Below are 26371 nucleotides of genomic sequence, written 5' to 3' on the forward strand. Positions count from 1 at the left end.
AATGCTTTGCCGCCAGTTCGGTTCCGCGCGGCGCATACGAATGGCACCTATAGGGCGGCGCGCGTCAGGCGGCGGTGAGATCGCGGCGCGCGTGGCGGAAGACCTCCGCGCTGCCCCATATGGCAAGCAGCGCCATGATCGCGGCCACCAGAAGGTCGGGCCAGCCCTGCCCGGTGCCGAACACGCCGAGCGCCGCCCCCATCACCGCCAGATTGCCGATCGCATCGTTGCGCGAGCATATCCACACCGAGCGCATATTGGCGTCGCCGGTCCGGTAGCGATAGAGCATCAGCGCGACCGCGACATTGGCGGCGAGCGCGACGACGCCGATCATCCCCATCGTTTCGGCATGCGGTGCGCTGCCGTCGATGAAGCCCCAGATCGTCGAGCCCAATATCCACAGCCCGAACGCCAGCATCGTCGCAGCCTTCAGCATCGCCGCGCGTGCGCGCCAGGCGATCGCCATGCCGGCGACCGTCAGGCTGATCGCATAATTGGCGCTGTCGCCCAGAAAATCGAGCGCATCGGCCTGCAGCGCGCGCGAATCGGCTGCGACGCCCGCGACGATTTCGACGAGGAACATCGCCCCGTTGATCAGCAGAGCGATCCACAGGATGCGCCGCCACATGGGGTCGTTCAGCGCGGTCGCTCCGCTTTTTCCGGCGCAGCATTGATCGGCCATCGCCTGCATCTCCTTCCGTCTCGGCCGCCGCAGGAATTGCCGGGCGGCCGCTTGGTTCTTCGAGTCGGCATCCTATATGCACCCTGTAGCAACTACAGGGTCAAGTGATGAAGATCGGCGAACTGTCGCGTGCCACCGGCACCAACATCGAAACCATCCGCTATTATGAGCGGATCGGCCTCCTCACCGCCCCGGCGCGGACCGAGGCCAATTACCGCAGCTATGGCGACGCGCATCGCGCGCGGCTGCGGTTCGTGCGCCACTCGCGCGAACTGGGCTTCACGATCGACGAAATCCGCTCGCTGCTCGACCTCTCCGATCATCCCGAACGCGACTGCGCCGACGCCGACCGCATCGCGTCCGCGCATCTGGAACAGGTCGAGGCGAAGATCGCACAGCTTTCGGCGCTACGCGACGAGCTGACCCGCATCGTCGGCCGCTGCCGCGGCGGCTTGGCCGGCGATTGCCGGGTGATCGAGGCGCTGGGCGATCATGGTCAATGCGACGGCGCGCATTGATAAGACACGGTCGCAGGGGCGACGCGAGAGGCGGCAGCTGAAAAAGGGAAAGGTGGGACGATTCTGTTGCCCGGCTCGTCCCCAGCCGCTGGTATCCGATTCTGTTGCCCGGTTCGGTCCGAACCGCGTTCTATTTGTCTAACCTTAGGCCGTGAGGCTTATCGGTTAGGCAGCAAGAGCGAGTGCTTCGTTATCGTTAGCACCTATTGGTTTTGAGCCTTTAACGGGTTACTCAGCCCGGAAGAAAACATCGTCTTTGAACACACGTCGATCCTGGTTCGGCCCCGTCAGAAGCCCGCGCACCCCTTCGAAAAGGACGCGGGCTTGTGGTGGAGCCGCCGGGTACTGCCCCCGGGTCCGCTGTGTCTATTCCACGACACCATTTATCCTCATAGCCGGTCGAAACCGGCCCTTCCCATATAGGAAGCCCGCCCGCACTTTGGAAGAGCGCAGGCGGGCCTTTCGTCCTGAATCGACACCGGACCCACGCCGACGCGCGATGAAATGCTATTTCTTGCGCAGTTCGTCGCGGATTTCGGTAAGCAGATCGACCTCGCTCGGCCCCGCGGGCGCTTCGGCCGGCGCTTCCTTGCGCACCACCTTGTTCACCGCGCGCACGAGCAGGAAGATGATCCATGCCAAAATCAGGAAGTTGATCACCGCGGTGATGAAGGCACCATAGCCGATCATCGCGACGCCCGCCTTTTTCAAGGCGGCATAGTCGGTCGCGGCGATGCCGTCGGGAATGCTGCCGAGCAGGATGAACTTGCTCGAAAAATCGACTCCGCCGAACAGCCAGCCGACGAGCGGCATGATGACGTCCTCGGTCAGCGATCCGGTGATCGTCGCGAACGCGCCGCCGATGATGACGCCGACCGCCAGATCGATGACATTGCCGCGCGCGATAAATTCCTTGAACTCGTTCAGCATCTTATTGCTCCCCGAACTGCTGATCCTGCCGTCATGGTGGTGCGCCGGTCATTGCGCAAAAGCAAGGGGCATCCTATTATGTGTATTGTTGCGGCAAAACGCCGCCTGAGGGAGCCTGATGACCATGTCCTATCGTTCCGCCCGCTGGCTGATTGTTCCGGCCGCCGCGATGAGCCTGTCGGCCTGCGGCATCAACAGCGTTCCGACCAAGGAAGAAGCCGCGAAGGCCAAATGGGCCAATGTCGAAGCCGCCTATCAGCGCCGCGCCGACCTGATCCCCAACCTCGTCGAAACCGCCAAGGGTGCCGCGAAGATCGAGCAATCGACGCTCGAAGGCGTTATCCAGGCGCGCGCATCGGCAACGCAGGTGAAGCTGAGCACCGACGACTTGGAAGACCCCGCGAAGGTTCAGGCCTTCCAGCAAGCGCAGGGCAATGTGTCGAGCGCACTCGGCCGCCTGCTCGTTACCGTCGAACAATATCCCGAGCTCAAGAGCCAGGCGCGCTTTGCCGACCTGATGACCCAGCTCGAGGGAACCGAAAACCGCATCAACGTCACGATCCAGGACTATAACGCCGCGGTGCAGGACTATAACACGACGATCCGCACCTTCCCCGACATCATCGGCGCCAAGATCGTCCACGGCGCCAAGCCGATGACCCCCTATAAGGCGGTCGATCCCAACGCGAACGTCGCGCCCAAGGTCGATTTCGGTCAATAAGGTGGGCCTGATCGCCCAGCTTCGTTCCATAGCAACGGCGGCCCTCTCCGGGCTGCTGTTGCTGACGGCCGCGCCCGCGGCGGCGCAGGATTTCCCCAAGCTCAGCGGGCGCGTCGTCGATCAGGCGGATATCATTCCGGCGGCCGAGGAAGCCAATCTGACGGTCCAGCTCGAACAGCTGGAAAAGACCACGGGGCACCAGCTCGTCGTCGCGACGGTGAACAGCCTCGATGGCAATGACATCAGCGACTATGGCTACAAGCTCGGCCGCGCGTGGGGCATCGGCGGCAAGGAGAATAACGACGGCGTCGTCTTCCTGATCGCCCCCAACGAACGGCGAATGAACATCTCGGTCGGCTATGGGCTTGAACCCGTGCTGACCGATGCGCTGTCGGGCCGGATCATCCGCGACGTGGTGACGCCCAAATTCAAGGCCGGCGACATGCCCGGCGGCATCCAGGACGGCGTGAACGCGATCGCCGAGCAGATCCAGCTGCCGCCGGAGGAAGCCGCGGCGCGCGCCGCGAAGGCCGCGAAGGCCGAGCGCGACCGCGCCGACAATGGAAATATCGGCGGGCTGATCTTCGTGGCCTTCATCATCTTCTTCTTTTTCATCCTGCCGATGCTCGGCGCCTTCGGGCGTCGCGGACGGCGGCATCGCAAGCATCGCCCATGGGGCGGCGCCCCGATCATCATCTGGGGCGACAATGACTGGGGCGGCGGTTCGGGTGGCGGCTGGGGCGGTGGTTCCTGGGGCGGCGGGGGCGGCTTCGGCGGCGGAGGCGGCTTTTCGGGCGGCGGCGGCAGCTTCGGCGGCGGCGGCGCCTCGGGCGGCTGGTAAGGGGGACGCGCAATGAAAGTCAGCCATGTCAGCGAAGCCGATCACGACATCGTGACCGCCGCGGTCGCCGAGGCCGAACGACACACCGATGGCGAGATCGTCACGGTGATCGCCGCGCAGTCGAACGACTATGACGATGTTGCGCTCGTCTGGGCGAGCGTCATCGCCTTTATCGCCATGTCGGTGATCGCGCTTTTTCCCGATTTCTATCAGGGTCTCTACTACCGGCTGAGCGGCGGCTGGGGGCATGAACTGACCGCCAATCAATGGCTCGGAACCGTCATCGCGGTCGGGGTGCTCAAATGGATCGGCGTCTGGCTGGTCCTGCTGTGGCGTCCGCTGCGCCTGTGGCTGACGCCGCGCGCGATCCGCGCCGCGCGCGTCCGCGCCCGCGCCATCGACCTGTTCAAGGTCGGGACCGAGGCGAAAACGATGGGCCGCACGGGCATCCTGCTCTATGTCAGCCTGCGCGAACATCGCGCCGACATCGTCGCCGACGAAGCGATCGCCGCCAAGGTCGCGCCCTCGATTTGGGGCGAAGCGATGGAGGCGCTGATCGACGAGGTGCGCGCCGGTCGCCCCGGCCACGGCATGGCCGAGGCGGTCCGCCGCATGGGTATCGTGCTGGCCGAACATTTCCCGAAGAGCGACGGCAACCCCAACGAGCTGCCCGACCGGCTGATCGAGCTTTGATCCTTACCCTTTCGCCGACGGAGACGATATGACCCGCCCCGCAGCCGGCACGCCCGTCGAAACGCGTTGGGAAGGCCGCTTCATCACGGTGAAACAGCAAGGCAATTGGGAATATGTGTCGCGGTCGCGCGGCATTCACGCCGCGGTGATCCTGGCGATCGACGAGGACCCCGGCGGGCGGCACATCCTGTTGGTCGAACAATATCGCGTCCCGCTCGGCAAATATTGCCTCGAACTGCCCGCGGGGCTTGTCGGGGACGACAGCGCGGGCGAGGCGCCCGAGCTTGCCGCGGTGCGCGAACTCGAAGAGGAAACGGGCTACCGCGCGGCCGAGTGGCTGACCGTCGGCGAATTCTACAGTTCGCCCGGCATGGTCAGCGAAAGCTTCACCCTGCTCCGCGCGACCGGGCTGACCAAGGTCGGCGAAGGCGGCGGCGTCGATGGCGAGGACATTGCGGTCCACCGCGTCCCGCTGCCCGAAATCGCCGCCTTTATCGCCGCAAAGCGCGCCGAAGGCTGCGGTATCGACGTGCGCGTCGCGATGCTGCTCGCGGGCGGGCTGCTCGCGCTGTCCTGACGGTCAGCGCGCGCCGAAGCGCCAGCGCAGCAACGGCCGTGCGAGCAATATCCCCGCTAGGAAGCCGCCGACATGCGCCCAGATCGCGACGAGGCCGAATCCTGCGCCGCCCGCAAAGCCGATCAGGACCTGCACCCCGATCCATGCTGCCGCCAGCCACAGTGCGCGCACCCAATGCGCCGGAATCGGTCCCAGCGCCTGCGTCTCGGAGCGACTGAAAATCAGCGCGAACACCGCGATCAGCGCCGAAATCGCGCCCGAGGCGCCGATCATCGGCACCGGCGATTGCGGATCGGCCAGATATTGCGCGAAGGCCCCTGCATAGGCGCCGGCGACGAGCAATATCGCCATCGCCTTCGACCCCAGCGGTGCTTCGAGCTGGCGGCCGATGAACAGCAAGACGACCAGATTGAACACCAGGTGGAGGATTCCGCCGTGCAGAAGGGCGGAGGTCAACGGGGTGAGCGCGAAGGGCACGAAAAAGCCCGGCGCCGCAATCGGCTCCATCGCAAAGCGCGCGGGAATGAAACCCGCGCGCACGATCGCCTCGACCTGATAGCCGCTGATCGACAGCAGGATGAAGATCACCGCGCATAGCACGGAAACTCCCGTGACCAGCGGTGCGTCCTGCGGTTTCATTTCGGCGCGATCGTCAGATGAATTCGATCTTCGTGACGAGATAATATTTGTCGCCCGCCGGAACGGTGACTTCGATCTCGTCATCGACCTTGCGGCCGATCAGCGCGCGCCCGAGCGGCGAATTATAGCTGATCTTGCCCACCTTGGCGTCGGCCTCGGCCTGACCCACGATCTGATATTTGACCGGCTTGTCGTCCTCGTCGGCGAGCGTCACCGTCGCACCGAATACGATGCGGTCGCCCGACAGCGTCGTCGGGTCGATGACCTGCGCACGCGACAGCTTGTCCTCCAGATCGCCGATGGTCGCTTCGACTTGGCCTTGGCGTTCCTTCGCGGCGTGATATTCGGCATTTTCCGAAAGGTCGCCATGCGCGCGCGCTTCCTCGATCGCATCGACGATGAGGGGGCGTTCGGCTTTGAGAGTGGCGAGCTGTGCGCTCAGCTTCTCATAGCCTTCCTGCAGCATCGGAACCTTTTCAACGCTTGCCATTATCCTGTTGTCCTTCGTCAATAATCCACCGCCAGCGAAACTTCGCCGGGGCGGCTGAGCCGCTGTTTCCGTCAATGTAGGGAGATGAAGCGGTCCCTCAATAATAGTCCTGAAGCGGCTTTACTTCAAGAGAGTGCGAGCGCAGCGCGCCAATCGCATGGGTTGCGGCATCGCTGCCCGCCGCCGTCGTGTAATAGGCGACGTCGGCCGCGAGCGCCGAGGCCCGGATCGACTGCGAGTCCTGAAGCGACTGCCAACCCTCGGTCGTGTTGAAGATCAGCTGCACATCGCCGTCCTTGATCCGGTCGACGATGTGCGGGCGCCCTTCGGCGACCTTGTTCACCCGTTCGACGTCGATGCCCTGCCCCGCCAGATAGTCGGCGGTGCCGCCGGTCGCGATCACCTGCCATCCCCAGGCGGCGAGCTGCTTCACCGACGCGACGATGCGCGGCTTGTCGCTGTCCTTCACCGACACGAACAGCCGCCCGTCGGTCGGCAGGCGGTCGCCCGCGCCGAGTTGTGCCTTGGCAAAGGCGAGATTGAAATCGCTATCGATTCCCATGACTTCGCCGGTGGACTTCATTTCAGGCGACAATACCGGATCGGTGCCGGGGAAGCGCGCGAAGGGGAAAACCGCTTCCTTGACCGCGACATGGTCGATGTCGCGGTTGATCTTCGGCAGATCGGCCAGCTTCTCGCCCGCCATCACCCGCGCCGCGATCTTGGCGATCGGCGAACCCACCGCCTTGGCGACGAACGGCACGGTGCGGCTCGCGCGCGGGTTGACCTCGATCAGGTAGACCTCACCATCCTTCACCGCATATTGCACGTTCATCAGCCCCCGGACGTTGAGGGCGCGCGCCAGTGCGTCGGTCTGCCGCTCGATTTCGGCAACGATGTCGGCGGGCAGACTGTACGGCGGGATCGAACAGGCACTGTCGCCCGAATGGACGCCCGCTTCCTCGATATGCTGGAGCACCCCGGCCACCACGACATCGGTGCCGTCGCACAGCGCATCGACATCGACCTCGATCGCGTCGCGCAGATAGCGGTCGATCAGCACAGGCGAATCGCCCGACACCTGCACCGCGGTCTCGATGTAATTTTCGAGCTGCGCCTGATCGTCGACGATCTCCATCGCGCGGCCGCCGAGCACATAGGAGGGGCGCGTGAGCACCGGGTAACCGATGCGCGCCGCGACCGCGACGGCTTCCTCGCGGCTGCGCGCGATGCCGTTCTCGGGCTGCTTGAGGCCCAGCTTGTTGACCAGCGCCGCAAAGCGCTCCCGGTCTTCCGCAAGGTCGATCGCGTCGGGCGAGGTGCCGAGGATCGGGATGCCCGCTTCCTCGAGCGCCTGCGCAAGCTTGAGCGGCGTCTGGCCGCCGAACTGGACGATCACGCCCACAAGCTCGCCCTTCGACTGCTCGACGTGCAAGATTTCGAGCACATCCTCGGCGGTCAGAGGTTCGAAATAGAGGCGGTCCGACGTGTCATAGTCGGTCGACACCGTTTCGGGGTTGCAGTTGACCATGATCGTTTCATAGCCCGCATCCTCGAGCGCGAAGCAGGCGTGGCAGCAGCAATAATCGAACTCGATACCCTGCCCGATCCGGTTCGGCCCGCCGCCGAGAATGACGATCTTCTTGCGGTCCGACGGGTTCGCCTCATTCTCGGGCTCGCCGAAGGTCGGCGCTTCATAGGTCGAATAGAGATAGGGCGTTTTGGCGGCGAATTCGGCGGCGCAAGTGTCAATGGTCTTGAACACCGGCCGCACGCCGAGCTTGTGGCGCAGCGCACGCACCTCGCCTTCGGTGACGCCGCCGGTCATCGCCTTCACGGCCTCGTGGATCAGCCCGCTGCCGCGCGCCGCTGCCGCGCCGGTGCCGGGCCGCAGATGCGCCGACTGCAGCGCCAGATAGGCGAGCCTTTTGTCCGAAAAGCCCATCGCCTTCAGCCGGCGGAGCCCCTCGGCATCGCGTGGCAGACCGTTTTCGAGCACGCCGTTCTCGGCCTCGACAATCTCTGCGATGCGATCGAGGAACCACATGTCGTAACCCGCGATGCGGTTGATCTCGGCGAGCGATACGCCCTCGCGGATCGCCTGCGCCGCGATCAGCAGCCGGTCGGGGGTGCGCTGCGCCAGTTCGCTCTTCAATTGTTCGTGGCTCGCGCCGACCAGCCGGTCGACGAAGTTGAAGCCCGACAATCCGGTCTCCAGCCCACGCAGCGCTTTCTGCATCGATTCATGGATCGTGCGGCCGATCGCCATCACCTCGCCGACCGACTTCATCGCCGTCGACAGCAAGGGCTCGGCGCCCTTGAACTTTTCGAAGGCAAAGCGCGGGATCTTGGTGACGACATAGTCGATCGTCGGCTCGAACGACGCGGGGGTGACGCCCGTGATGTCGTTCATGATCTCGTCGAGCGTGTAGCCGACCGCGAGCTTCGCCGCGACCTTGGCGATCGGGAAGCCCGTCGCCTTCGACGCGAGCGCCGACGATCGCGACACGCGCGGATTCATCTCGATCACGATCAGGCGGCCATCCTTCGGATTGACCGCGAACTGGACGTTCGACCCGCCCGTCTCTACCCCGATCTCGCGCAGCACCGCGATGCTCGCGTTGCGCATGATCTGATATTCCTTGTCGGTCAGCGTCAGCGCGGGGGCGACGGTGATGCTGTCGCCGGTATGCACACCCATCGGATCGACATTTTCGATCGAGCAGATGATGATGCAATTGTCCTTGCGGTCGCGCACCACCTCCATCTCATATTCTTTCCAGCCGAGGAGCGATTCCTCGATCAGGACTTCGGTGGTCGGCGAGGCGATCAGGCCGCCGCGAACGATATGCTCGAACTCCTCGCGGTTGTACGCGATGCCGCCGCCGGTGCCGCCCATGGTGAAGCTGGGGCGGATGATCGAGGGCAGGCCGGTGCGTTCGAGCACCGCAAACGCCTCGTCGAGCGTGTGCGCGATGCCCGAGCGCGCACTTTCCAGCCCGATCTTGTCCATCGCGTCGCGGAACTTGATCCGGTCCTCGGCCTTGTCGATCGCCTCGGCATCGGCGCCGATCATCTCGACACCATATTTGGTCAAGGTGCCGTCGTTGAACAAAGCCAGCGCGGTGTTGAGCGCGGTCTGCCCGCCCATCGTCGGCAGCACCGCGTCAGGGCGCTCCTTCTCGATGATCTTCGCGACGATCTCGGGCGTGATCGGCTCGACGTAGGTCGCGTCCGCCAGCTCGGGATCGGTCATGATCGTCGCCGGGTTGGAGTTGACGAGGACGATGCGATAGCCCTCCTCCTTCAGCGCCTTGATCGCCTGCGTCCCCGAATAGTCGAACTCGCACGCCTGACCGATAACGATCGGGCCGGCGCCGATGACGAGGATGGATTGGATGTCGGTTCTTTTGGGCATTATTCTATAATATCCACAACGTTTGTTGCCGTAATTATCGCAATAAGATCGCGATCATTAAGGGCGGAATCATCGTATTTCTTTATTTCACAAGACATCATGGCCGAGAGCAACCGAGTGTGCGCCATCGACTTAAGAATCTGAGCGGCAGCGCGATCACCTATACGAAGCATTCCTTTGGTCGCAGATGCGTCTATCGTTTGCCTCTCCTGTGGCTTATCGCAGCCCGCAACCGAGGCGGATACCGCCCATTCATTTGCGTCGCGCGTAAAAAAGAGCCTTATTTTCCCGGCCGTACTCGCTTGGCAAATTGTTCGTTTATCAGTTTCGTCCGCTCCACAAGTCCCGCTCCATGCGCCGTGACTAAAAGACGATGGTTCAGTCGCCGCTGCCGCGCTGGTTAAAAGAAGTGAGAAGAACAGACTCATTTAATTGCTCCGGATGAAGTCAGCCCACCCACAAATTTCTCGAACAGATAGAAGCTGTCCTGCGGTCCCGGGCTCGCCTCGGGGTGATATTGCACGCTGAACGCCTTTTTGCCCGTGATCGCGATGCCGCAGTTCGATCCGTCGAACAGGCTCTTATGCGTTTCGACCACGCCCGCGGGCAACGTCGCCGCATCAACCGCGAAGCCGTGGTTCATGCTGGTGATCTCGACCACGCCGTCGGCAAAATCGCCGCCGACGCGCTGCACCGGATGGTTCGCGCCGCGGTGACCCTGATGCATCTTGATGGTCTTGGCCCCCGCCGCGATGGCGAGCATCTGGTGGCCGAGGCAGATGCCGAAGATCGGCACACTCCGCTCGAGCAGCCCCTGGATCACCGGCACCGCATATTCGCCGGTCGCCGCGGGGTCGCCGGGGCCGTTCGACAGGAAAACGCCCGCGGGCTGGTGGCTCAGCACCTCGTCGAGGGTCGCAGTCGCGGGGACCACTGTGACCCGCGCGCCGGCCTTCACGAGGTTACGGAAGATATTGTCCTTCGCGCCATAATCGATCGCGACGACATGGGGTCTGCTATCCCCCTCCCGCGCGCGGGAGGGGTTAGGGGTGGGCAGGTTCTCAGATGCCGGTGCAGACGTCGACCCACCCCCGGCTCCTCCCGCATGCAGGAGGGGAGAAGCATAGCCCTTGCCCAGCGTCCATGTCCCCGCATCCCAATCGCCGGTATCCGTGCGGCTGACTTCCTTCGCCAGGTCCATGCCCTCCAGCCCCGGCCAACCGCGCGCCATCGCCAGCAGCGCGTCGATGTCGAATTTGCCGTCGGGGCTGTGCGCGATCGCGCCATTGGGGGCGCCCGCATCGCGGATACGGCGGGTCAGCGCGCGCGTGTCGATGCCGGCCAGCCCGATCAGGCCCTGTTCGGCCATCCATTCGGGCAGCGTCTGGACGCTGCGGAAATTGCTCGGCGCGGTCGGCAGTTCGCGGGTGATGCAGCCGATGGCCGCCCGTGCGCTGCGTTCGATATCCTCGGGATTCGCGCCGACATTGCCGATGTGCGGAAAGGTGAAGGTGATGATCTGCCCGGCATAGCTCGGGTCGGTCAGTATCTCCTGATATCCGGTCATCGCGGTGTTGAAGCAGATTTCGCCGACACCCGCCCCGGCGGCGCCATAGCCCACGCCCCACAGGACCGTGCCATCGGCAAGAACGAGGACGCCGGTCGCTCCAGAAGGCGCGGCGGATGGATTGGCTGGTGCCATTTAAACTGCTCCGGACGGGGGGCTAAACGGCCGAGCAAGTAGGCGGCAAAAAAGTGATTCACAAGCTATCGGATTTGGAATCTTCCCGCTAGAGAGGCTCTTTCCGAAATTTGCAGCACATGGGGACACGCATGATTCGCGATGACATCAAGGCTGCGCAGGTTGCCGCGATGAAGGCCGGCGACAAGGCGCGTTTGGGCACCATCCGGCTGATGCTGGCCAAGATCAAGGACCGCGACATCGAACTGCGCACCGGGACGGCGCCGGCCGATGACAATGTGCTCGTCACCGACGTCCTCCAGAAGATGGTCAAGCAGCGCCGCGAATCGATCGCCATGTACGAACAGGGCGGCCGCCAGGAACTCGCCGACGCCGAAGCCGCCGAGGTCGTGGTGATCGAGGATTTCCTGCCCGCGCAGCTCTCCGAAGCCGACGCCACCGCCGCAATCCGCGCGATCGTCGCCGAACTCGGCGCGACCAGCGTCAAGGACATGGGCAAGGTGATGGCGGCGGTGAAAGACCGCCACGGCAGCCAGCTCGACATGAGCAAGGCAAGCGGATGGGTGAAGGCGGCGCTGAGTTAAACCTCAAACACGGCCTTTTTCTCCGTTCTTCCCGAGCGAAGTCGACGGACGTTCTACCTTGCGCCACGCCAACGTGTCTCGACTTCGCTCGGGACGAACGGTTATGTGGCGGGATGGCGTTCTGGACCTACATGCTGCGCTGCTCCGACGGTCGCTATTACACGGGACACACCGATAATTTGGAACGCCGCATCGCTGAGCATCAACATGGCGGATTTTGCGATTTTACCTCGCGACGGAAGCCCGTGACTCTGGCTTGGTCGCAAGATTTTGCGACGCGCGTCGAAGCGCTGGAGGCAGAACGGCGCATCAAGCCTTGGTCGCGAGCCAAGAAGGAAGCGCTGATCCGCGGCGACTGGGCCATGGTGGGGCATTTCGCCAAACCGCCTAAAGAACGTCCTCCCCTGCCGGCTTCTGCCGAGACACACTCTCCCACTCCGTTCGTCCCGAGCGAAGTCGAGGGACGTGAGGCCGGGCGCAGACGTGTCTCGACTTCGCTCGACACGAACGGGATTGGGATGATGGCTCGCCAAGTGAGGGGAGAAGAATGACCCTTACCCCGCAATGGCTGGACGAATTGCGCTCGCGGATCACCCTGTCGACCCTCATCGGCCGCACGGTGAAGATCATCCGTGCGGGGCGCGAGTATAAGGCCTGTTGCCCCTTCCATAACGAAAAGACCCCCAGTTTCACGATCAACGACGAAAAGGGCTTCTACCACTGCTTCGGCTGCTCGGCGCATGGCGATGCGATCCGCTGGATGACCGATCAGCGCGGCCTGTCGTTCATGGACGCGGTCAAGGAACTCGCTGCCGAGGCCGGCATGGACGTCCCCGCCCCCGACCCGCGCGCCGCGAAAAAGGCCGAGGAGCAGGCGAGTCTGCGCGACGTGGTGCAGGGCGCGGCCGACTGGTTCGCGCAGCAGCTTGAAAGCACCAACGGCGCCCCGGCGCGCGACTATCTGGCGAGGCGCGGTATTTCGGACGCCACCCGCCGCGCCTTTGCCTTCGGCCTCGCCCCCGACAGCCGCAGCGCGCTGAAAGAGGCGCTCAAGAAATTCCCCACCGCGATGCTGGTGGAGTCCGGCATGCTCATCGCGGTCGACGACAAGGAACCCTATGACCGGTTCCGCGGCCGGCTGATGATCCCGATCCGCGATGCACGCGGGCGCGTGATCGCGTTCGGCGGCCGGATCCTGGGCGACGGCGAGCCCAAATATCTGAACTCGCCCGATACGCCGCTCTTCGACAAGGGGCGCACGCTCTTCAATCTCGACAAGGCAAGCCCCGCCTCGCGGCAGACGAACCGGGTGATCGTCGTCGAAGGCTATATGGACGTCATCGCGCTTGCCGAGGCGGGGATCGCCGACGCCGTCGCGCCGCTCGGCACCGCGCTGACCGAGAACCAGCTAGGCATGCTGTGGCGGATGGTACCGGTGCCGCTGCTCTGCTTCGACGGCGACAATGCCGGGCAAAAGGCCGCGATGCGCGCGGCAACGCGGGCACTGCCACTGCTCCGCCCGGGCTTCAGCCTTGCCTTCGCGACCCTGCCTGCGGGGCAGGATCCGGACGATCTTGTCCGCGCCAAGGGCGCCGCAGGCTTTGCCGCCATCCTCGACGAAGCGCAGCCGCTCGTCGAACGGCTGTGGGCGCATGAGGTTGCGGCGGGGCCGCTCACCACCCCCGAAGAGCGCGCGGCGCTCAAGACGCGGCTGCTCGCCCATGCCGACGCGATCCAGGATGCCGACGTGCGGCACCATTATCGCGAGGCGTTTCGCGAGCGGCTCGACGCGCTGTTCGCGCGCCCGCGCGCCGAGCGTGGCGGGCGCGTGCCCTGGGCGCCGCAGGCATCGCGCGGAGGCGGGCGCCGCTTCGCGCCGGACCCGCGCCTGCAACCTCCGGCCGACGAGACGCGTTCCATCGGCAAGGCCGGAATCGCGGCGCCGCTCGCCGCGGCGTTGCTCGGCGGACTGCTCCGCTATCCGCAGGCGATCGCCCGCAATGAAGAGGCGCTCATACGGCTCGCTGTGCCCGATTCTGCCGACGCCGAACTGCTCCGCGCAATACTTGACAGCGCGGCAGCGCAAGAAGGGCTTGATACCGAGGGGTTGCTTGCCATATTGGAGCCAATGAAAGTGTATAATAGGGCGACGACATTGCTCAGAGCCGACGGAATGCACTTCTCATTCAATCGAAGGCTCGAAGGCGAAGAGGTTGAAGCGGCTCGGGAAATCGCGCTGCGTGACCTTGACGAATATATCGGCGTGCTCGTGACGCAGCCTGAAATCCGCGCTCGGCTTGCCGAGGCGACCGCGGACTATATGCGCACGATGGACGACGAGGGCCATGCCCGACAGCAAAAGCTGCGCGCGATGGATGAGGAACTGACCCGCCGCTTGGCCGCGCTGTCCGACAGCAGCCAGAGCTGACATATATTGCCCCAAGGCAGGAACGACTGAAGCATATGGCCACTAAGAACACCGAAGCCGACACCGACGCGCCGCTGATCGACCTCAACGAGGCCGACGTCAAAAAGCTGATCGCGCGCGGCAAGAAGCGCGGCTACCTGACCTACGACGAGCTCAACGAAGCCCTGCCGCAGGATCAGATGTCTTCGGAGCAGATCGAGGATATCATGTCGGCGATCTCCGACATGGGCATCAACATCGTCGAAAGCGACGAGGATGTGCAGGAAGAAGCCGAACAGGAAAGCGATGACGATATCGACGTCAGCGCCAACACGGGTTCGGTGTCCAATCCCGCGATCGAAAAGAAGAAGGAAACGGTCGATCGCACCGACGACCCGGTGCGCATGTATCTGCGCGAAATGGGCGCGGTCGAGCTTTTGAGCCGCGAAGGCGAAATCGCGATCGCGAAGCGCATCGAGGCGGGCCGCGACACGATGATCCTCGGCCTGTGCGAAAGCCCGCTGACCTTCAACGCGATCATCGAATGGTCGAACGCGCTCAACAACGGCGACATGCAACTGCGCGAGATCGTCGATCTCGAAGCGATGCTGTCGAAGGATCCGGCACCCGAAAACCTCGATGACGAGGGCGAGGGCGACGACGGCGAAATCAGCGAAAAGACCGCGGGCGTCTCGTTCAAGGACGAGGACGAGGTCGAGGAAGAACCTTCGGCCGACGGCGATGACGAGGATGGCGAAGGCTCGTCGGGCAAGCGCGAAAGCTTTGAGGAAGACGACGAGGACAACACGCTGAGCCTCGCCGCGATGGAAGAATTGCTCAAGCCCGACGCGCTCGAGAAGTTCGCCAATATCACCAAGAGCTTCAAGGCGTTCCAGAAGCTTCAGGACGCCCGGCTCGAGGCGCTGTCGACGGCGGGCGACTTCCCCGACGCGCAGGAAAAGAAATATCACAAGCTGCGCGAGGAACTCACCGCGCAGGTCGAAAGCGTGCAGTTCCACGGCACCAAGATCGAATATCTGGTCGACCAGCTGTACAGCTACAACCGGCGCCTGACTGCGCTCGGCGGCCAGATGCTGCGCCTTGCCGAACGCCATAAGGTACCGCGCAAGGCCTTCCTCGACCATTATGTCGGGCGCGAGCTCGAAGAAAACTGGCTCGACGAAGTCGGCAAGCTCGACAAGAAGTGGACGGCGTTCGCCGAGAATGAGGGCGCGGCGGTCGACCGCATCCGGACCGAGATTTCGGAAATCGCCCAGGCGGCGGGTATGAGCCTGCCCGAGTTCCGCCGCGTCGTGAACATGGTCCAGAAGGGCGAGCGCGAAGCGCGCATCGCCAAGAAGGAAATGGTCGAGGCGAACCTGCGTCTCGTGATCTCGATCGCGAAGAAATATACCAACCGCGGCCTGCAGTTCCTCGACCTCATTCAGGAAGGCAATATCGGCCTGATGAAGGCGGTCGACAAATTCGAATATCGCCGCGGCTACAAGTTCAGCACCTATGCGACCTGGTGGATCCGGCAGGCGATCACCCGCTCGATCGCCGACCAGGCGCGCACGATCCGCATCCCGGTCCATATGATCGAGACGATCAACAAGCTGGTGCGCTGCAGCCGCCAGTTCCTCCACGAAAGCGGCCGCGAGCCGACGCCGGAGGAAATGGCCGAGCGTCTGTCGATGCCGCTCGAAAAGGTCCGCAAGGTGATGAAGATCGCCAAGGAGCCGATCAGCCTCGAAACGCCGATCGGCGACGAGGAAGACAGCCACCTCGGCGATTTCATCGAGGACAAGAATGCGGTCATTCCGGTCGACGCCGCGGTGCAGTCGAACCTCAAGGAAACGGTTACGCGAGTTTTGGCCTCGCTTACGCCGCGTGAAGAGCGTGTTCTCCGCATGCGCTTCGGCATCGGCATGAACACCGACCATACCCTCGAAGAGGTCGGCCAGCAGTTCAGCGTGACGCGCGAACGTATCCGCCAGATCGAGGCGAAGGCGCTGCGCAAGCTCAAGCATCCGAGCCGGAGCCGCAAGATGCGCAGCTTCCTCGACCAATAGGGCGATCCGCAGCGAAAAATCAGACACCCCGCCCCAACCGGCGGGGTGTTTTGTTTCGGGTCCGGCGTGACATTTTTGCTGCACCGCACAAAAATCTGGCGCAGCATCTTAAAATTTTCATCTTTCCCAACCAGATGAGACGCCGTCGGCGTATCGCTTCAGCCTCGGTTCAGGCGATCACGCCGATTGGCACATTGTCCCGATTGATGGGAATAATTTCAACAAACACGGGCGTATTCCTCAAGCAGGGATGCAAAAAAGCCCGGAAAATGGAGAGAATGACCAATTGGCACGCCCATTGCTTAGTCATGGGCAGGAGCGGCCTCCCCACCGCCGCCAAGAGGAAAGACCGAACGATGGCAAACGAAAACCAGAATATCTTCTCCCGCCAGGACACCTTCTTCGGCATCTGCGAAGCGGTGGGCCAGGATTTCGGCTTCAACCCCCTGTATCTGCGTCTCGCGTTCGTCGCACCGCTCTTCTTCTTCCCGGTGCAGACCTTCGCGGCCTATTTCGGCCTCGGCCTGATCGTGCTCGCGTCGCGCTTCTTCTTCCCGTCGCAGCGCGCTGCCGATACGGTCGACGCCCCGGCGCTCGCCGAAGCGGCGCCGGCTGCCAAGACCGAAAAGGCCGAGGAACTAGCGCTCGCTGCCTGATTCGAACCGGGGCCGGCTCTCCCTCTCCCTTGCACCGGCCCCGCCCATGTTGCGGCGCTCCACTGGACCGCAACAGCGCAGGGACCGGCAGCTCAACCCGCTGCCGGTCCCTTTGCGCGCCGAACCGAGGCCCGCTGTGCAGGAGTGGGACAGAAGCACCTGAAATCGCTCGCCCCTCATAAACGCGACGTTTACGACGTTCGGCTAATGCTGATCCCCTGATTTGCAACGGCGCCGGTCGCAAGAGCCGCCGCAACAGACGAGGATGCAGCCTTGAGCCAGTCGCCCCAGCCCCAGGCCCAGACGCGCGGCATTGCCGAACTGCTCGACACGCTCGTCGCGAGCGAGGGAACGGGCGCGCACGGCCATGTCAAATCGGGTGCGCTGTCGAGCGGCCCCGACGCGATGCGCAACCTTGCCGACGCGGTCCATTTTCTCTGCCTGCTCCACGGCCGCTATCCCGGCATCGTCGATAGCGCGGCGCGCAAGGCGGTCGATGCGGCCTCGCGCAAATGGATGGACGAAACCGCGCAAGCCTTTGCGCAGGAACGCGCCTTCCTGTCGAAAATCGCGGCCGCGGTCGGTCCGGTGCCGAGCACGCAGGGCCAAGCCCAGTGCGAGGCGGCAGTCGCCGCGCAGCGCAAGGCGCTCGACATGCTCGCCGAATCCGATCGCAATGGCTGCGCGATTGGCGCGGCGATCGCGCTGACACTCGATTGGCGGACGATCCGCGTCCTGCTCGACATCAGTGCCCAGCGGCTTGAAATGAAAGTCCCACGCTGCACCCTGCCCGACCTGCGCGAAACCGCTCGTCTTGCCAATGCCGTCGCCGAAACACCGGCGGTCGAGCGCGCGATGGCCTTTGGCGCGCAGCAGCTCATCGCACAGCACAGCGGCCTGTGGGATCTGATGGCCGCCCGCGCCGCCAGCCGCACGCACGCCTGACCGGGAACGTCCACGCCGCGGCAGTCGTGGCGACGCTCCGCTTGCACCCTTCCCTCGCGCTCGCTATGCCCATCCCGGTTGACGTTCACGTTAAGGGAAAGGGCGAGCCGCCATGCGCTTCGAAGGAACCAGCGCCTATATTGCAACCGACGACCTGAAGGTCGCGGTCAATGCCGCGACAATGCTGCGCCGCCCGCTGCTCGTGAAGGGCGAACCCGGCACCGGCAAGACCGTGCTGGCCGAAGAAGTTGCCAAGGCGTTCGGTGCGCCGCTGATCACCTGGAACATCAAATCGACGACCAAGGCGCAGCAGGGCCTCTATGAATATGACGCGGTTGCGCGCCTGCGCGACGGACAGCTCGGCGAAGAGCGCGTCCACGACATCCGCAACTATATCAAAAAGGGCAAGCTGTGGGAGGCCTTCACCTCCGAGCAGCTGCCGGTGCTGCTGATCGACGAGATCGACAAGGCCGATATCGAATTTCCGAACGATCTGCTTCAGGAACTCGATCGCATGGCTTTCCACGTCTATGAAACCAACGAAACGGTGACCGCGCGCGAACGCCCGATCGTCGTCATCACCTCCAACAATGAAAAGGAACTGCCCGACGCGTTCCTGCGCCGCTGTTTCTTCCATTATATCAAATTCCCCGACCGCGACACGATGGCCGAAATCGTCGAGGTCCACTTCCCCGGCATCCAGAAAACGCTGGTCAGCCGCGCGATGGACATCTTCTACGACGTGCGCGACGTGCCGGGGCTCAAGAAAAAGCCCTCAACCAGCGAGCTCATCGACTGGCTGAAGCTGCTGCTCGCCGAGGATATGCCGCTTGAGGTGCTGCAGAACCGCGACGTCGGCAAAGCGATCCCGCCGCTGCACGGCGCGCTGCTCAAGAATGAGCAGGATGTGATGCTGTTCGAAAAGCTCGCCTTCATGGCGCGCCGGCAGGGTAGCTGAGCCAGCCTCGCTCGCAAGGACCGCCGTTACAGCTGGTAGGCGACCTCGACGTCGCCCCAGCGGCGACCGTTGATGATCGCGGGCATATAGACGTTGCGCACCGTCACATAGTTGGTGCCATCGCCTTCCTGGCGGTACACCGACATGAAGAAGGGCGCGCTGCTGCGCTTTGCCGCCGCGTCGACATCGTCGAACAGGATGCGGCCGTTGCGGCAATGCGCGGTGTCATGTTCCAGATCGCCCGTCGGCGCGCGCGAACATTCGGTGATATGCGTCGGCAGGAAGCCGTTCATGTCGCCCGCCGACGACATCTTGATTTCGGGATGCTGCGCCACGGTGCGGTCGAACAGCGGCCGCCAATGGGCGTCGGCCCAGTCGCAAAGGCTGGTGCGGAAGCGCTCGGGGTTCGATCCCGGCACGCGCACATAATTGGTATCGAACAATTGCTCCATCGTCAGCTCGCCGCGCGCCAGCGCTGCTTCGGCCAGGCCGACGAATTCGTCGCGGACCGACGCGGCCAGATCGACGATGGCGCTGTCCTGAGGGCTGACGCCGGCCGAAATCACCGCGTTGAACATGCGGTTCGACACATTTTCCATCATCAGGATCGAATCGCGCGTCGTGTTCAGCGTCGCGCCATTGTCGCGTACCGATCCGACGACACGGTCGAGCGCCTCGCGCACCTTGGCGCCATTGGCGTGCACCATTGCGCTCGATTGCGCGATACGGTCGCTCTGATCATCGAGCAGAGCGACGAGATGCGTCGCATCGTGCAGCGCATCGGTGATCGTCTCGAACTGCGCCTCCGCGCGCCCCGACTGCTCGACCCCCGACTGGATTTCGGTGACGAGACCGGCGGCTTCGGTCGACAGGCTGCCGATCGAACGGCGGATTTCATCGGTGGCGCTGCGCGTATTCTGCGCCAGCTTCTTCACCTCGGCGGCGACGACGGCAAATGTGCGGCCGGCATCGCCCGCACGCTCGGCCTCGATGGCGGCGTTGAGCGCGAGCATGTTGGTGGTCTTGGCAATCTGCTCGATCGACTGGCTGACCTGCTGGACCTGCTCCATCACCGACGCGAAATTGGTGACATGCGTGCCCAGCCGCGCGACCAGATCGATGACCGAGCGGAATTCGGTGACCGCGCTGTTCACGCGCTCGGCCCCGGCGTCGAGCTGTTCGCACGCGCGCGCCGACAACAGCTTCGCCTCGTCGGTCGAATCGGCAATCTGGCGCTGGTCGGCCTCCAGGCTGACGACATAATCCTCCAGCCGGCCCAGCTCCGAAATCTGGCGCTGCATCTGGTCGGTGGCACGCTGGATCTGGCCCGCGGCATCGCTGCAGCCGACGGCAAGCTCGCCGCAGTCGCTGGCAACCGACTGGTCGAGATTCTGCGCGGCGGAACTGATCGGTTCGAATTTCATTGGCGCACCCACTTATGACTCCGGGCGAACCTTGGCGCACATTGGTTAACGCCGCGTCAATGCTTGGTCGGGACCAGTTCGATCAAAGCCTTGCTTCGAGTTGGGCCAGCAGCGCCTGCACCGGCCGCGCCGCTTCGTCGGCGGTCCATCCCGCCTCGATCCGCGCGATACGGTCGAACAGGCGCTCGCTCGCCGCGACGATTCTCTGAAGATTATCGTCAAAATGCGCGCACAGCGCATGGTCGGCAGGAACTGGCGCGCCGATGTGCGCTGCGCTGTCCTCGGGACCGGCGCCGGGGTCGCCCGCGAACATGGCGCGGCGGTGGAGCAGCCAGGCGATGATGTGCATCAGCCGCGTTGTCGTCTTCAGCGATTCGCACGCCAGCCCGACCTGCAGGATCGGATCGCGCGCCACCGCCTCGAAATCGCGATGCGCGCGGAAGGCGGCATGCGCCTCGTCGGCGAGCAGCATCGCCTCGACATAGAGATTTTCGACCTGCGCGCGCTGCACCTGCTGCGTCGCCATGCCGTTCCGGATCGGTCCCCTGAACATCGGCATCGAATGCCACGCCACGCAGCGCCGCCGCAAGGACGCTAACCATGAATTTAGGGAGCGTCCCGTTTTGAATCAGGCGATTATGTCGGGCAGCAACTGATCCTCGCACCAGCTGATCTCGTCGCGCAGCTTGAGCTTGCGTTTCTTCATCCGGGCAAGCTGGAGCTGATCGGGAACCGTCGCGTCGCCCAGTGCGATGATCGCGGCGTCGAGATCGCGATGCTCGAGCCGAAGCAGTTCCAGGCGCTGGGCGATTTCTTCCGGGTTCACGCCGCTTCCCTGCCACGATCACGGCCCGTCCGCAACGGGGACCATCTGGCCGAAACGCGACCATCCGGGCGGGACAAGCGGGGCGAATCATGTTCTACTCGGAACTGCCAACCGAGTCGAAAAGGAGAATGGCCTATGAGCAGCTCGCACCTTTCCGCCCTGAAGTCCCGCCACGCGGACCTCGACGCGAAAATTGCGAATGAAGAGCGCCGCCCCGCACCGGACATGGCCTTGCTGGCGCAAATGAAGAAGCAGAAACTCAAGATCAAGGAAGAGCTGCTCGCCGAAACCTGAGGCGAGCAGAGCGCTATCGCCCGCTGATGCCTTTCGACGCGAAACGCATCAGCGTCGGCGGTAGAGCGAAGCCTTCTTGTCCAGCGCCGAAATATAGGCCGGGACGTCCATCTTCTGAACCACCTGCCGCCGCACCGCGTGCGGATCGATCGGTCGCTCGAACGCCACCCCGAATTTGCCTTCGCCCACCCAGACGACATGCCCCGGCACAAAGCCGATATTGCGCAGTTCGATCTCGGCCGTTGCGCCTTGCGCGAGCCCCGGCACGACAGCCTCGGCCAGCATGCCACCCTCCGACAGGTTGCGCACACGCACCGTCACGGGCCTGGACTGACCCGGAAACAAAAGATTGGCCTGCATGAACAGGCTGTCGCGGTCGGCGCTGCGCGACAGCGAAGCGACCTCTTCGTCCAGCGTTGATGGTATGCGCGATTCCATGGCGACCCGTTCCCCGAATTGCGTTCGGAGCAACCCTAGGGCCCGGTACTTTACCGAATCGTAAACAGCGGCGCTTCTGTCCCGATTGGGATCAGTCTTCGCGCGAAATCCGCTCGTTGCGTTCGTGGCGTTCCTGCGCTTCCAGCGTCATCGTCGCAATCGGACGCGCTTGCAGGCGAGCGAGCGAAATCGGTTCGCCGGTCACCGCGCAATAGCCATATTCGCCTTCGTCGATGCGGCGCAGCGCCGAATCGATCTTCGCGATCAGCTTGCGCTGGCGGTCGCGCGTCCGCAGCTCGATCGCCCAGTCGGTCTCGCTCGATGCACGGTCGGCAAGATCGGGTTCGCGCAGCGGACCGTCCTGCAAATGGGCCAGCGTCGATTCGGATTCGGTGAGGATCGACTTCTTCCAGGCGAGCAGCAGGTTTCGGAAATATTCCTGCTGCCGCTCGTTCATGAACGGCTCGTCGTCGCTGGGAACATAATCCGAATCGAGATTGGACTTGGCTTCGCGGAGAGCGTCGGCGCCTACTTCGGCAACATTGGTCGGCATGAGGAGCGTCCAAGTCCTTTCCTGATCGCCTGGCTCGCCGAGCTTGGCGAACCAAGGATTGCGCCGGGCCTATAACCAGCCCTCCGATGCGATACAAGCGCGAAGCGGACCGCTTGCCCGCGCGCGGCTGAAGCAGTGCTGAACCGGCCCGACGGAGGCACCCTCACGATGAGCCGCGCCCGCTCGCTCGACCGCCGCACGCCGCTGCAAATTAACCGGTTGAGGCCATTTGGCCCGAAACACGTATTGTTTTGGGACAGTTACGCGCATTTCGGTTGATTTCGCGTATCAATTCCCGCTGTCGGACAGTCAAACGCGGTTAACGCAATTGCCGCGTTCACAAAGCTTTGGCCTTTTGGCGCTAGCGAAGGCGCGCACGGGTGTCGGTCAACGACAAGGGGCGCACCTGCAACGGGAAAGAGAGAGTAACCTATGTCTGTCCGAATGGCCCTCGCCAAGCTTTGTGCCTGCACCTGCGGCGGCGCGATCATCGGTAGCGGCGCGATGCAGATCGCCGACGTGCCGGCGGCGGCTGCACAGGTCCAGAAATCGGGCTCCTGTTGCAAGAAGGTCGTGCGCAAGCGTTACGTGGCGAAGAAGCCCGTCAAGCGCGTCCGCCGCGTCGTCACGACCAAGCGCGTCATTCGTACCGTCACCCCGCAGCAGCAGGTCGTCACGCAGACGATCCCCCTGCCCCCGATCCCCTATGCCCCCTTCCCCCCGCGCGGCGAAGGCTTTGGCGGCGGCAGCAGCGGCGGCGGCGTGACCGTTATCGGCGGCGGCTTTGGCGGCGGCTTCGGCGGCGGTTTCTTCGGTGGCTTCTTCGGCGGCAGCTCGGGTGGCAGCAGCGGCAGCGTGGTTGTTACCTCAACCACCACCGGCGGCCTCAGCTCGACTACCAGCAGCACCTCGGGCGGCGTTTCAACCTCCACGGGCGGCATCAGCTCGACCACCTCGACGGGCGGCGTCAGCACCTCCACCGGCGGCGTTTCGACCTCGACCGGTGGCGTCAGCACCTCGACGGGCGGCGTATCGACCTCCACAGGCGGCGTGAGCACCTCGACCGGCGGCGTTTCGACCTCGTCGGGCAATGTCAGCTCCTCTTCGTCGAGCAGCAGCTCGTCGTCGAGTTCCTCGTCCTCCTCTTCTTCCTCGTCGTCGAGCTCGTCGTCGTCGGGCGGTGGCAGCTCGCACGGCAGCTCGGGTTGGGGCAGTTCGTCGAAAGGCGGCTCCTCGCATGGCAGCTCTGGCTGGGGCAGCTCGTCGAAAGGCGGAAGCTCGTCGCACGGCGGGTCGTCGTCGCACGGCGGAAGCTCGGGCAGCTCGGGCGGTTCGGGCAGCAGCAGCTCTTCAAGCTCGTCGTCGAGCAGCAGTTCCTCTTCGTCGACCAGCAGCTCGTCGAGCGGCGCAACCTCGTCGGGTGCGACCGGCGGCAGCAGCAGTTTCGGTGGGTCGAGCAGCAGCTCGTCGTCGTCCTCATCCTCGTCGAGCAGCAGCTCGTCGAGCTCATCCTCCTCGTCCAGTTCCGGCGGCAGCACGAGCAGCGGATCGTCGGGCGATCCAACCCCTGTTCCTGCGCCTCCGATGATGCTATTGTTCGGTGCAGCAGCAGTCGCGCTCGTCGCGCGCCGCCGCGCCGCGAATCGCAACGGCGACGAAGCTGACGCGGCCTAACGGATCCACTGGAGGTCATGGGGGGGGAGACCCAGACCACCTTCTGGGGGCCACTCTTAGGGGTGGCCCCCTTTTTTGCGTCCCGATGATATCCGCGCAGGGTTGCGCCGCGAAGGCAGCAACGCCATAGCGCGGCAATGCACGATATCCGCCTGATCCGGGAGAACCCGCAAGCTTTCGACGCCGGCCTCGCGCGCCGCGGCTTCGAACCCATGTCCGCGACCATCCTCGCCGCCGACGCCGAATTGCGTGCGCTCCAGACCGCGATCCAGGCATCACTGGCGCGCCGCAACGAAGCATCGAAGCTGATCGGCCAGGCGATGGCACAGGGTGACAGGGATCGTGCCGAATCGCTCAAGAGCGAGGTCGCCGCGCTCAAGGAAAAGCTCCCGGCAGAGGAACAGGCCGAACGCGACCGGCTCGCCGCACTGCAGGACATATTGGCGGCGCTGCCCAACCTGCCGGCCGACGACGTGCCTGATGGCCTCGACGAAGAGGGTAATGTCGAAATCGCGCGCTGGGGAACGCCGCGCAGCTTCGATTTCCAGCCGCTCGAACATGCCGATTTCGGTCCCGCGCTGGGGCTGGATTTCGAAACCGCGGCCAAGATGTCGGGCGCGCGCTTCGCGTTTCTGAAAGGGCAGATGGCGCGACTCGAACGCGCGCTCGGCCAGTTCATGCTCGACATGCAAACGGGCGAGCCGGGCTATGTCGAATGCGCAACCCCGCTGATGGTGCGCGACGAGGCGGCGTTCGGCACCACGCAGTTGCCCAAATTCCGTGAAGACCTGTTCCAGACCACCGACGGTCGCTGGCTGATCTCGACCTCCGAGATGAGCCTGACCAATGCGGTGCGCGAAGAGATCCTGCCCGAGGCCGACCTTCCCATCCGCATGACCGCGCTCACGCCCTGCTTCCGGTCGGAGGCGGGATCGGCGGGGCGCGACACGCGCGGATATATCCGCCAACACCAATTCTGGAAGGTCGAGCTTGTCTCGATCGTCCGGCCCGAGGATGCGGACGCCGAACTCGAACGCAAGACCCGCTGCGCCGAAGCGGTGCTCGAAGCGCTCGGCCTGCCCTATCGCAAGATGCTGCTATGTGCGGGCGACATGGGCTTTGCGGCGCGCAAGACCTATGACCTCGAAGTCTGGCTGCCGGGCCAGGGCGCCTATCGCGAGATTTCGAGCTGCTCGAACTGCGGCGATTTCCAGGCGCGCCGGATGAACGCCCGCTTCCGCCGCGACGGCGCCAAGGCGAATGAATTCGTTCATACGCTCAATGGGTCGGGGCTTGCGGTCGGGCGCACGCTTGTCGCCATCCTGGAAAATTATCAGCAAGCCGACGGCAGCGTCGATGTTCCGCCCGCGCTCTTGCCCTATATGGGCGGGATAACGCGGCTGGTGCCCTGATCCGTCATTGCGGGCGCAGCGAAGCAATCTCCAGCCTTCGACCAAGCGCAGATATTCCCCTGGAGATTGCTTCGTCGCTGCGCTCCTCGCAATGACACAAAGCCTGGAAAAGACATGCGCATCCTTCTGACCAACGACGACGGTTATCACGCCCCCGGCATGGCGGTGCTCGAAGCGATCGCGCGCCAGCTTTCCGACGACATCTGGATCTGCGCGCCGGCAGAGGAGCAGTCAGGCGCCGGCCACTCGCTCACCCTCTCGCGTCCGGTGCGCGTGCGCGAGCATGGCGAACGGCGCTGGTCGTGCACCGGCACGCCGACCGATTCGGTGATGATCGCGATGGGCAAGCTGATGCCCGACAAGCCCGACCTGATCCTCTCGGGCGTCAATCGCGGCGCGAACCTTGGCGACGACATCACCTATTCGGGGACCGTTTCGGCGGCGATCGAGGGGGCGCTGGCCGGCATCCCCGCCATCGCGCTGAGCCAGGTCTATGCGCGCGAAGGCATGGGTGACGCCGTGCCGTTCGAGGCGGCCGAGGCATGGGGCGCCAAGGTGCTGCGCCCGCTCGTCGCCATGGCGATGACGCCGCGAACGCTGATCAACGTCAACTTCCCCGCCATCCCTGCCGAGGCGGTGAAGGGCATCCGCGTCGTGCGGCAGGGTTTCCACGATTACAGCCGCGGCTCGATCGTCGAGGGCACCGACCCGCGCGGCTATCGTTATTACTGGTTCGGGCTGCACGGGATCGAACATTCGCCCGGCCACGACACCGACCTCGAGGCGATCGACGATGGCTATATCGCCGTGACCCCGCTGCAGCTCGACCTCACCCACGATGCCTCGCTCGCCGCGCTGCGCGGGGCCTATGCCGCCGGGCTGGCTTCGGATTAACCATAGTAGCTTTCCCCGCGCGG

28 protein-coding genes and 1 other RNA gene are annotated in these 26371 nt (G+C 64.2%); 15 read left to right on the forward strand and 14 right to left on the reverse strand.

Annotated elements, in window-relative coordinates:
• Nucleotides 1-64 precede the first annotated feature (64 nt).
• Nucleotides 65-682, reverse strand: a complete 618-nt coding sequence (locus tag EBMC1_RS12530) for a cation transporter (protein WP_003047320.1) — start codon at nt 680-682, stop codon at nt 65-67.
• A gap of 107 nt (nt 683-789) precedes the next feature.
• Here EBMC1_RS12530 and EBMC1_RS12535 point away from each other — a divergent pair, with 107 nt between their 5' ends.
• Entirely contained in the window at nt 790-1200 is a 411-nt protein-coding gene (locus EBMC1_RS12535; RefSeq protein WP_003047323.1) for a MerR family transcriptional regulator, read from the forward strand.
• 90 nt (nt 1201-1290) lie between these two features.
• Here the strand turns inward: EBMC1_RS12535 and ssrA are convergent.
• Nucleotides 1291-1649: a transfer-messenger RNA gene (gene ssrA, locus EBMC1_RS18155) on the reverse strand.
• A gap of 58 nt (nt 1650-1707) precedes the next feature.
• A complete protein-coding gene (gene mscL / locus EBMC1_RS12540; protein WP_003047324.1) occupies nt 1708-2130 on the reverse strand; it encodes a large conductance mechanosensitive channel protein MscL in 423 nt (140 codons plus the stop codon).
• A 118-nt stretch (nt 2131-2248) separates the two neighbouring features.
• Between mscL and EBMC1_RS12545 the strand changes: the two genes are divergently transcribed.
• Genes EBMC1_RS12545 through EBMC1_RS12560 form a run of 4 tightly spaced genes read left to right on the forward strand, consistent with a single transcriptional unit; the run spans nt 2249 to nt 4962 of the window.
• The gene (locus EBMC1_RS12545) at nt 2249-2851 is read left to right on the forward strand and encodes a LemA family protein (RefSeq protein ID WP_003047327.1); all 603 of its coding nucleotides are present in this window, start codon (nt 2249-2251) and stop codon (nt 2849-2851) included.
• Nucleotides 2852-2861: 10 nt separating this feature from the next.
• Entirely contained in the window at nt 2862-3692 is an 831-nt protein-coding gene (locus EBMC1_RS12550; protein WP_442852387.1) for a TPM domain-containing protein, read from the forward strand.
• A gap of 12 nt (nt 3693-3704) precedes the next feature.
• Nucleotides 3705-4385: a TPM domain-containing protein gene (locus EBMC1_RS12555; RefSeq protein WP_003047334.1), complete on the forward strand. Its 681-nt coding sequence runs from the start codon at nt 3705-3707 to the stop codon at nt 4383-4385.
• A 28-nt stretch (nt 4386-4413) separates the two neighbouring features.
• The gene (locus EBMC1_RS12560) at nt 4414-4962 is read left to right on the forward strand and encodes an NUDIX hydrolase (RefSeq protein WP_003047337.1); all 549 of its coding nucleotides are present in this window, start codon (nt 4414-4416) and stop codon (nt 4960-4962) included.
• 3 nt (nt 4963-4965) lie between these two features.
• On the opposite strand, the gene EBMC1_RS12565 is transcribed toward EBMC1_RS12560, so the two are convergent.
• The 5 genes from EBMC1_RS12565 to carA all read right to left on the reverse strand — a co-directional run bounded on the left by EBMC1_RS12565 (nt 4966) and on the right by carA (nt 11211).
• Nucleotides 4966-5601 carry a rhomboid family intramembrane serine protease gene (locus tag EBMC1_RS12565; protein WP_003047339.1) on the reverse strand — a complete coding sequence of 212 codons (636 nt, stop codon included), beginning with the start codon at nt 5599-5601 and terminating at the stop codon, nt 4966-4968.
• Between the two features lie 13 nt (nt 5602-5614).
• Entirely contained in the window at nt 5615-6091 is a 477-nt protein-coding gene (gene greA, locus EBMC1_RS12570; protein WP_003047342.1) for a transcription elongation factor GreA, read from the reverse strand.
• Nucleotides 6092-6188: 97 nt separating this feature from the next.
• Nucleotides 6189-9509, reverse strand: a complete 3321-nt coding sequence (gene carB, locus EBMC1_RS12575; RefSeq protein WP_003047345.1) for a carbamoyl-phosphate synthase large subunit — start codon at nt 9507-9509, stop codon at nt 6189-6191.
• A complete protein-coding gene (locus EBMC1_RS18435; RefSeq protein ID WP_156001225.1) occupies nt 9509-9937 on the reverse strand; it encodes a hypothetical protein in 429 nt (142 codons plus the stop codon). The genes carB and EBMC1_RS18435 overlap by 1 nt, the downstream gene beginning before the upstream one ends.
• Nucleotides 9934-11211, reverse strand: a complete 1278-nt coding sequence (gene carA / locus EBMC1_RS12580; protein WP_003047348.1) for a glutamine-hydrolyzing carbamoyl-phosphate synthase small subunit — start codon at nt 11209-11211, stop codon at nt 9934-9936. Before carA ends, EBMC1_RS18435 begins: the two co-directional genes overlap by 4 nt.
• A 131-nt stretch (nt 11212-11342) precedes the next feature.
• Here carA and EBMC1_RS12585 point away from each other — a divergent pair, with 131 nt between their 5' ends.
• The 7 genes from EBMC1_RS12585 to EBMC1_RS12610 all read left to right on the forward strand — a co-directional run bounded on the left by EBMC1_RS12585 (nt 11343) and on the right by EBMC1_RS12610 (nt 18833).
• Nucleotides 11343-11795 carry a GatB/YqeY domain-containing protein gene (locus EBMC1_RS12585; protein ID WP_003047350.1) on the forward strand — a complete coding sequence of 151 codons (453 nt, stop codon included), beginning with the start codon at nt 11343-11345 and terminating at the stop codon, nt 11793-11795.
• A gap of 113 nt (nt 11796-11908) precedes the next feature.
• Nucleotides 11909-12346 (forward strand): GIY-YIG nuclease family protein, encoded by a 438-nt coding sequence (locus EBMC1_RS18160; RefSeq protein WP_003047351.1) that lies wholly within the window; start codon nt 11909-11911, stop codon nt 12344-12346.
• Nucleotides 12343-14223, forward strand: coding sequence for a DNA primase (gene dnaG, locus EBMC1_RS12590; protein WP_003047354.1), 1881 nt, complete (start codon nt 12343-12345; stop codon nt 14221-14223). Before EBMC1_RS18160 ends, dnaG begins: the two co-directional genes overlap by 4 nt.
• Before the next feature lie 35 nt (nt 14224-14258).
• Complete coding sequence (gene rpoD / locus EBMC1_RS12595) at nt 14259-16274, forward strand: RNA polymerase sigma factor RpoD (RefSeq protein ID WP_003047356.1); 2016 nt, start codon at nt 14259-14261, stop codon at nt 16272-16274.
• Between the two features lie 356 nt (nt 16275-16630).
• The gene (locus tag EBMC1_RS18670; protein ID WP_003047358.1) at nt 16631-16930 is read left to right on the forward strand and encodes a PspC domain-containing protein; all 300 of its coding nucleotides are present in this window, start codon (nt 16631-16633) and stop codon (nt 16928-16930) included.
• A 273-nt stretch (nt 16931-17203) separates the two neighbouring features.
• Nucleotides 17204-17875 (forward strand): DUF6975 family protein, encoded by a 672-nt coding sequence (locus EBMC1_RS12605; RefSeq protein ID WP_003047360.1) that lies wholly within the window; start codon nt 17204-17206, stop codon nt 17873-17875.
• Nucleotides 17876-17987: 112 nt separating this feature from the next.
• Nucleotides 17988-18833 (forward strand): AAA family ATPase, encoded by an 846-nt coding sequence (locus EBMC1_RS12610; protein ID WP_003047362.1) that lies wholly within the window; start codon nt 17988-17990, stop codon nt 18831-18833.
• A 26-nt stretch (nt 18834-18859) separates the two neighbouring features.
• On the opposite strand, the gene EBMC1_RS12615 is transcribed toward EBMC1_RS12610, so the two are convergent.
• The 3 genes from EBMC1_RS12615 to EBMC1_RS12625 all read right to left on the reverse strand — a co-directional run bounded on the left by EBMC1_RS12615 (nt 18860) and on the right by EBMC1_RS12625 (nt 21083).
• Entirely contained in the window at nt 18860-20257 is a 1398-nt protein-coding gene (locus tag EBMC1_RS12615; protein ID WP_003047364.1) for a methyl-accepting chemotaxis protein, read from the reverse strand.
• Nucleotides 20258-20339: 82 nt separating this feature from the next.
• The gene (locus EBMC1_RS12620; protein WP_231292923.1) at nt 20340-20810 is read right to left on the reverse strand and encodes a DUF1465 family protein; all 471 of its coding nucleotides are present in this window, start codon (nt 20808-20810) and stop codon (nt 20340-20342) included.
• 75 nt (nt 20811-20885) lie between these two features.
• On the reverse strand, nt 20886-21083 hold the full coding sequence (locus EBMC1_RS12625) for a YdcH family protein (protein ID WP_003047369.1): 198 nt from the start codon (nt 21081-21083) through the stop codon (nt 20886-20888).
• A 135-nt stretch (nt 21084-21218) separates the two neighbouring features.
• On the opposite strand from EBMC1_RS12625, the gene EBMC1_RS18165 reads away from it, so the two are divergent.
• Nucleotides 21219-21377, forward strand: a complete 159-nt coding sequence (locus EBMC1_RS18165; RefSeq protein WP_003047371.1) for a YdcH family protein — start codon at nt 21219-21221, stop codon at nt 21375-21377.
• 48 nt (nt 21378-21425) lie between these two features.
• Here the strand turns inward: EBMC1_RS18165 and EBMC1_RS12630 are convergent, their stop codons facing one another.
• The 3 genes from EBMC1_RS12630 to EBMC1_RS18830 all read right to left on the reverse strand — a co-directional run bounded on the left by EBMC1_RS12630 (nt 21426) and on the right by EBMC1_RS18830 (nt 23906).
• Nucleotides 21426-21815, reverse strand: a complete 390-nt coding sequence (locus EBMC1_RS12630; protein WP_003047374.1) for a PilZ domain-containing protein — start codon at nt 21813-21815, stop codon at nt 21426-21428.
• Between the two features lie 91 nt (nt 21816-21906).
• On the reverse strand, nt 21907-22368 hold the full coding sequence (gene dksA / locus EBMC1_RS12635) for an RNA polymerase-binding protein DksA (RefSeq protein ID WP_003047377.1): 462 nt from the start codon (nt 22366-22368) through the stop codon (nt 21907-21909).
• 704 nt (nt 22369-23072) lie between these two features.
• Nucleotides 23073-23906, reverse strand: coding sequence for a hypothetical protein (locus tag EBMC1_RS18830; RefSeq protein ID WP_003047379.1), 834 nt, complete (start codon nt 23904-23906; stop codon nt 23073-23075).
• Between the two features lie 273 nt (nt 23907-24179).
• Between EBMC1_RS18830 and serS the strand changes: the two genes are divergently transcribed.
• On the forward strand, nt 24180-25454 hold the full coding sequence (gene serS, locus EBMC1_RS12650) for a serine--tRNA ligase (RefSeq protein WP_003047382.1): 1275 nt from the start codon (nt 24180-24182) through the stop codon (nt 25452-25454).
• 114 nt (nt 25455-25568) lie between these two features.
• Nucleotides 25569-26348, forward strand: a complete 780-nt coding sequence (surE, locus tag EBMC1_RS12655; protein ID WP_003047385.1) for a 5'/3'-nucleotidase SurE — start codon at nt 25569-25571, stop codon at nt 26346-26348.
• Nucleotides 26349-26371: the final 23 nt, after the last annotated feature.

The sequence above is a fragment of the Sphingopyxis sp. MC1 genome, assembly GCF_000371385.1.
GTDB classification, from domain to species: Bacteria; Pseudomonadota; Alphaproteobacteria; order Sphingomonadales; family Sphingomonadaceae; genus Sphingopyxis; species Sphingopyxis terrae.

Excerpts from the sequence above, each read along its gene's own strand:
- EBMC1_RS12545 (WP_003047327.1), top strand. The coding sequence starts at position 2,249 with ATGACCATGTCCTATCGTTCCGCCCGCTGGCTGATTGTTCCGGCCGCC.
- EBMC1_RS12560 (WP_003047337.1), top strand. The coding sequence starts at position 4,414 with ATGACCCGCCCCGCAGCCGGCACGCCCGTCGAAACGCGTTGGGAAGGC.
- EBMC1_RS12620 (WP_231292923.1), bottom strand. The coding sequence starts at position 20,810 with ATGTTCAGGGGACCGATCCGGAACGGCATGGCGACGCAGCAGGTGCAG.
- EBMC1_RS18160 (WP_003047351.1), top strand. The coding sequence starts at position 11,909 with ATGGCGTTCTGGACCTACATGCTGCGCTGCTCCGACGGTCGCTATTAC.
- EBMC1_RS18670 (WP_003047358.1), top strand. The coding sequence starts at position 16,631 with ATGGCAAACGAAAACCAGAATATCTTCTCCCGCCAGGACACCTTCTTC.
- carA (WP_003047348.1), bottom strand. The coding sequence starts at position 11,211 with ATGGCACCAGCCAATCCATCCGCCGCGCCTTCTGGAGCGACCGGCGTC.
- mscL (WP_003047324.1), bottom strand. The coding sequence starts at position 2,130 with ATGCTGAACGAGTTCAAGGAATTTATCGCGCGCGGCAATGTCATCGAT.
- EBMC1_RS18165 (WP_003047371.1), top strand. The coding sequence starts at position 21,219 with ATGAGCAGCTCGCACCTTTCCGCCCTGAAGTCCCGCCACGCGGACCTC.
- serS (WP_003047382.1), top strand. The coding sequence starts at position 24,180 with ATGCACGATATCCGCCTGATCCGGGAGAACCCGCAAGCTTTCGACGCC.
- EBMC1_RS12585 (WP_003047350.1), top strand. The coding sequence starts at position 11,343 with ATGATTCGCGATGACATCAAGGCTGCGCAGGTTGCCGCGATGAAGGCC.
- carB (WP_003047345.1), bottom strand. The coding sequence starts at position 9,509 with ATGCCCAAAAGAACCGACATCCAATCCATCCTCGTCATCGGCGCCGGC.
- EBMC1_RS18435 (WP_156001225.1), bottom strand. The coding sequence starts at position 9,937 with ATGAGTCTGTTCTTCTCACTTCTTTTAACCAGCGCGGCAGCGGCGACT.
- EBMC1_RS12535 (WP_003047323.1), top strand. The coding sequence starts at position 790 with ATGAAGATCGGCGAACTGTCGCGTGCCACCGGCACCAACATCGAAACC.
- EBMC1_RS12615 (WP_003047364.1), bottom strand. The coding sequence starts at position 20,257 with ATGAAATTCGAACCGATCAGTTCCGCCGCGCAGAATCTCGACCAGTCG.
- EBMC1_RS12530 (WP_003047320.1), bottom strand. The coding sequence starts at position 682 with ATGGCCGATCAATGCTGCGCCGGAAAAAGCGGAGCGACCGCGCTGAAC.
- EBMC1_RS12555 (WP_003047334.1), top strand. The coding sequence starts at position 3,705 with ATGAAAGTCAGCCATGTCAGCGAAGCCGATCACGACATCGTGACCGCC.
- EBMC1_RS12630 (WP_003047374.1), bottom strand. The coding sequence starts at position 21,815 with ATGGAATCGCGCATACCATCAACGCTGGACGAAGAGGTCGCTTCGCTG.
- surE (WP_003047385.1), top strand. The coding sequence starts at position 25,569 with ATGCGCATCCTTCTGACCAACGACGACGGTTATCACGCCCCCGGCATG.
- greA (WP_003047342.1), bottom strand. The coding sequence starts at position 6,091 with ATGGCAAGCGTTGAAAAGGTTCCGATGCTGCAGGAAGGCTATGAGAAG.
- EBMC1_RS12565 (WP_003047339.1), bottom strand. The coding sequence starts at position 5,601 with ATGAAACCGCAGGACGCACCGCTGGTCACGGGAGTTTCCGTGCTATGC.
- EBMC1_RS12610 (WP_003047362.1), top strand. The coding sequence starts at position 17,988 with ATGCGCTTCGAAGGAACCAGCGCCTATATTGCAACCGACGACCTGAAG.
- dksA (WP_003047377.1), bottom strand. The coding sequence starts at position 22,368 with ATGCCGACCAATGTTGCCGAAGTAGGCGCCGACGCTCTCCGCGAAGCC.
- dnaG (WP_003047354.1), top strand. The coding sequence starts at position 12,343 with ATGACCCTTACCCCGCAATGGCTGGACGAATTGCGCTCGCGGATCACC.
- rpoD (WP_003047356.1), top strand. The coding sequence starts at position 14,259 with ATGGCCACTAAGAACACCGAAGCCGACACCGACGCGCCGCTGATCGAC.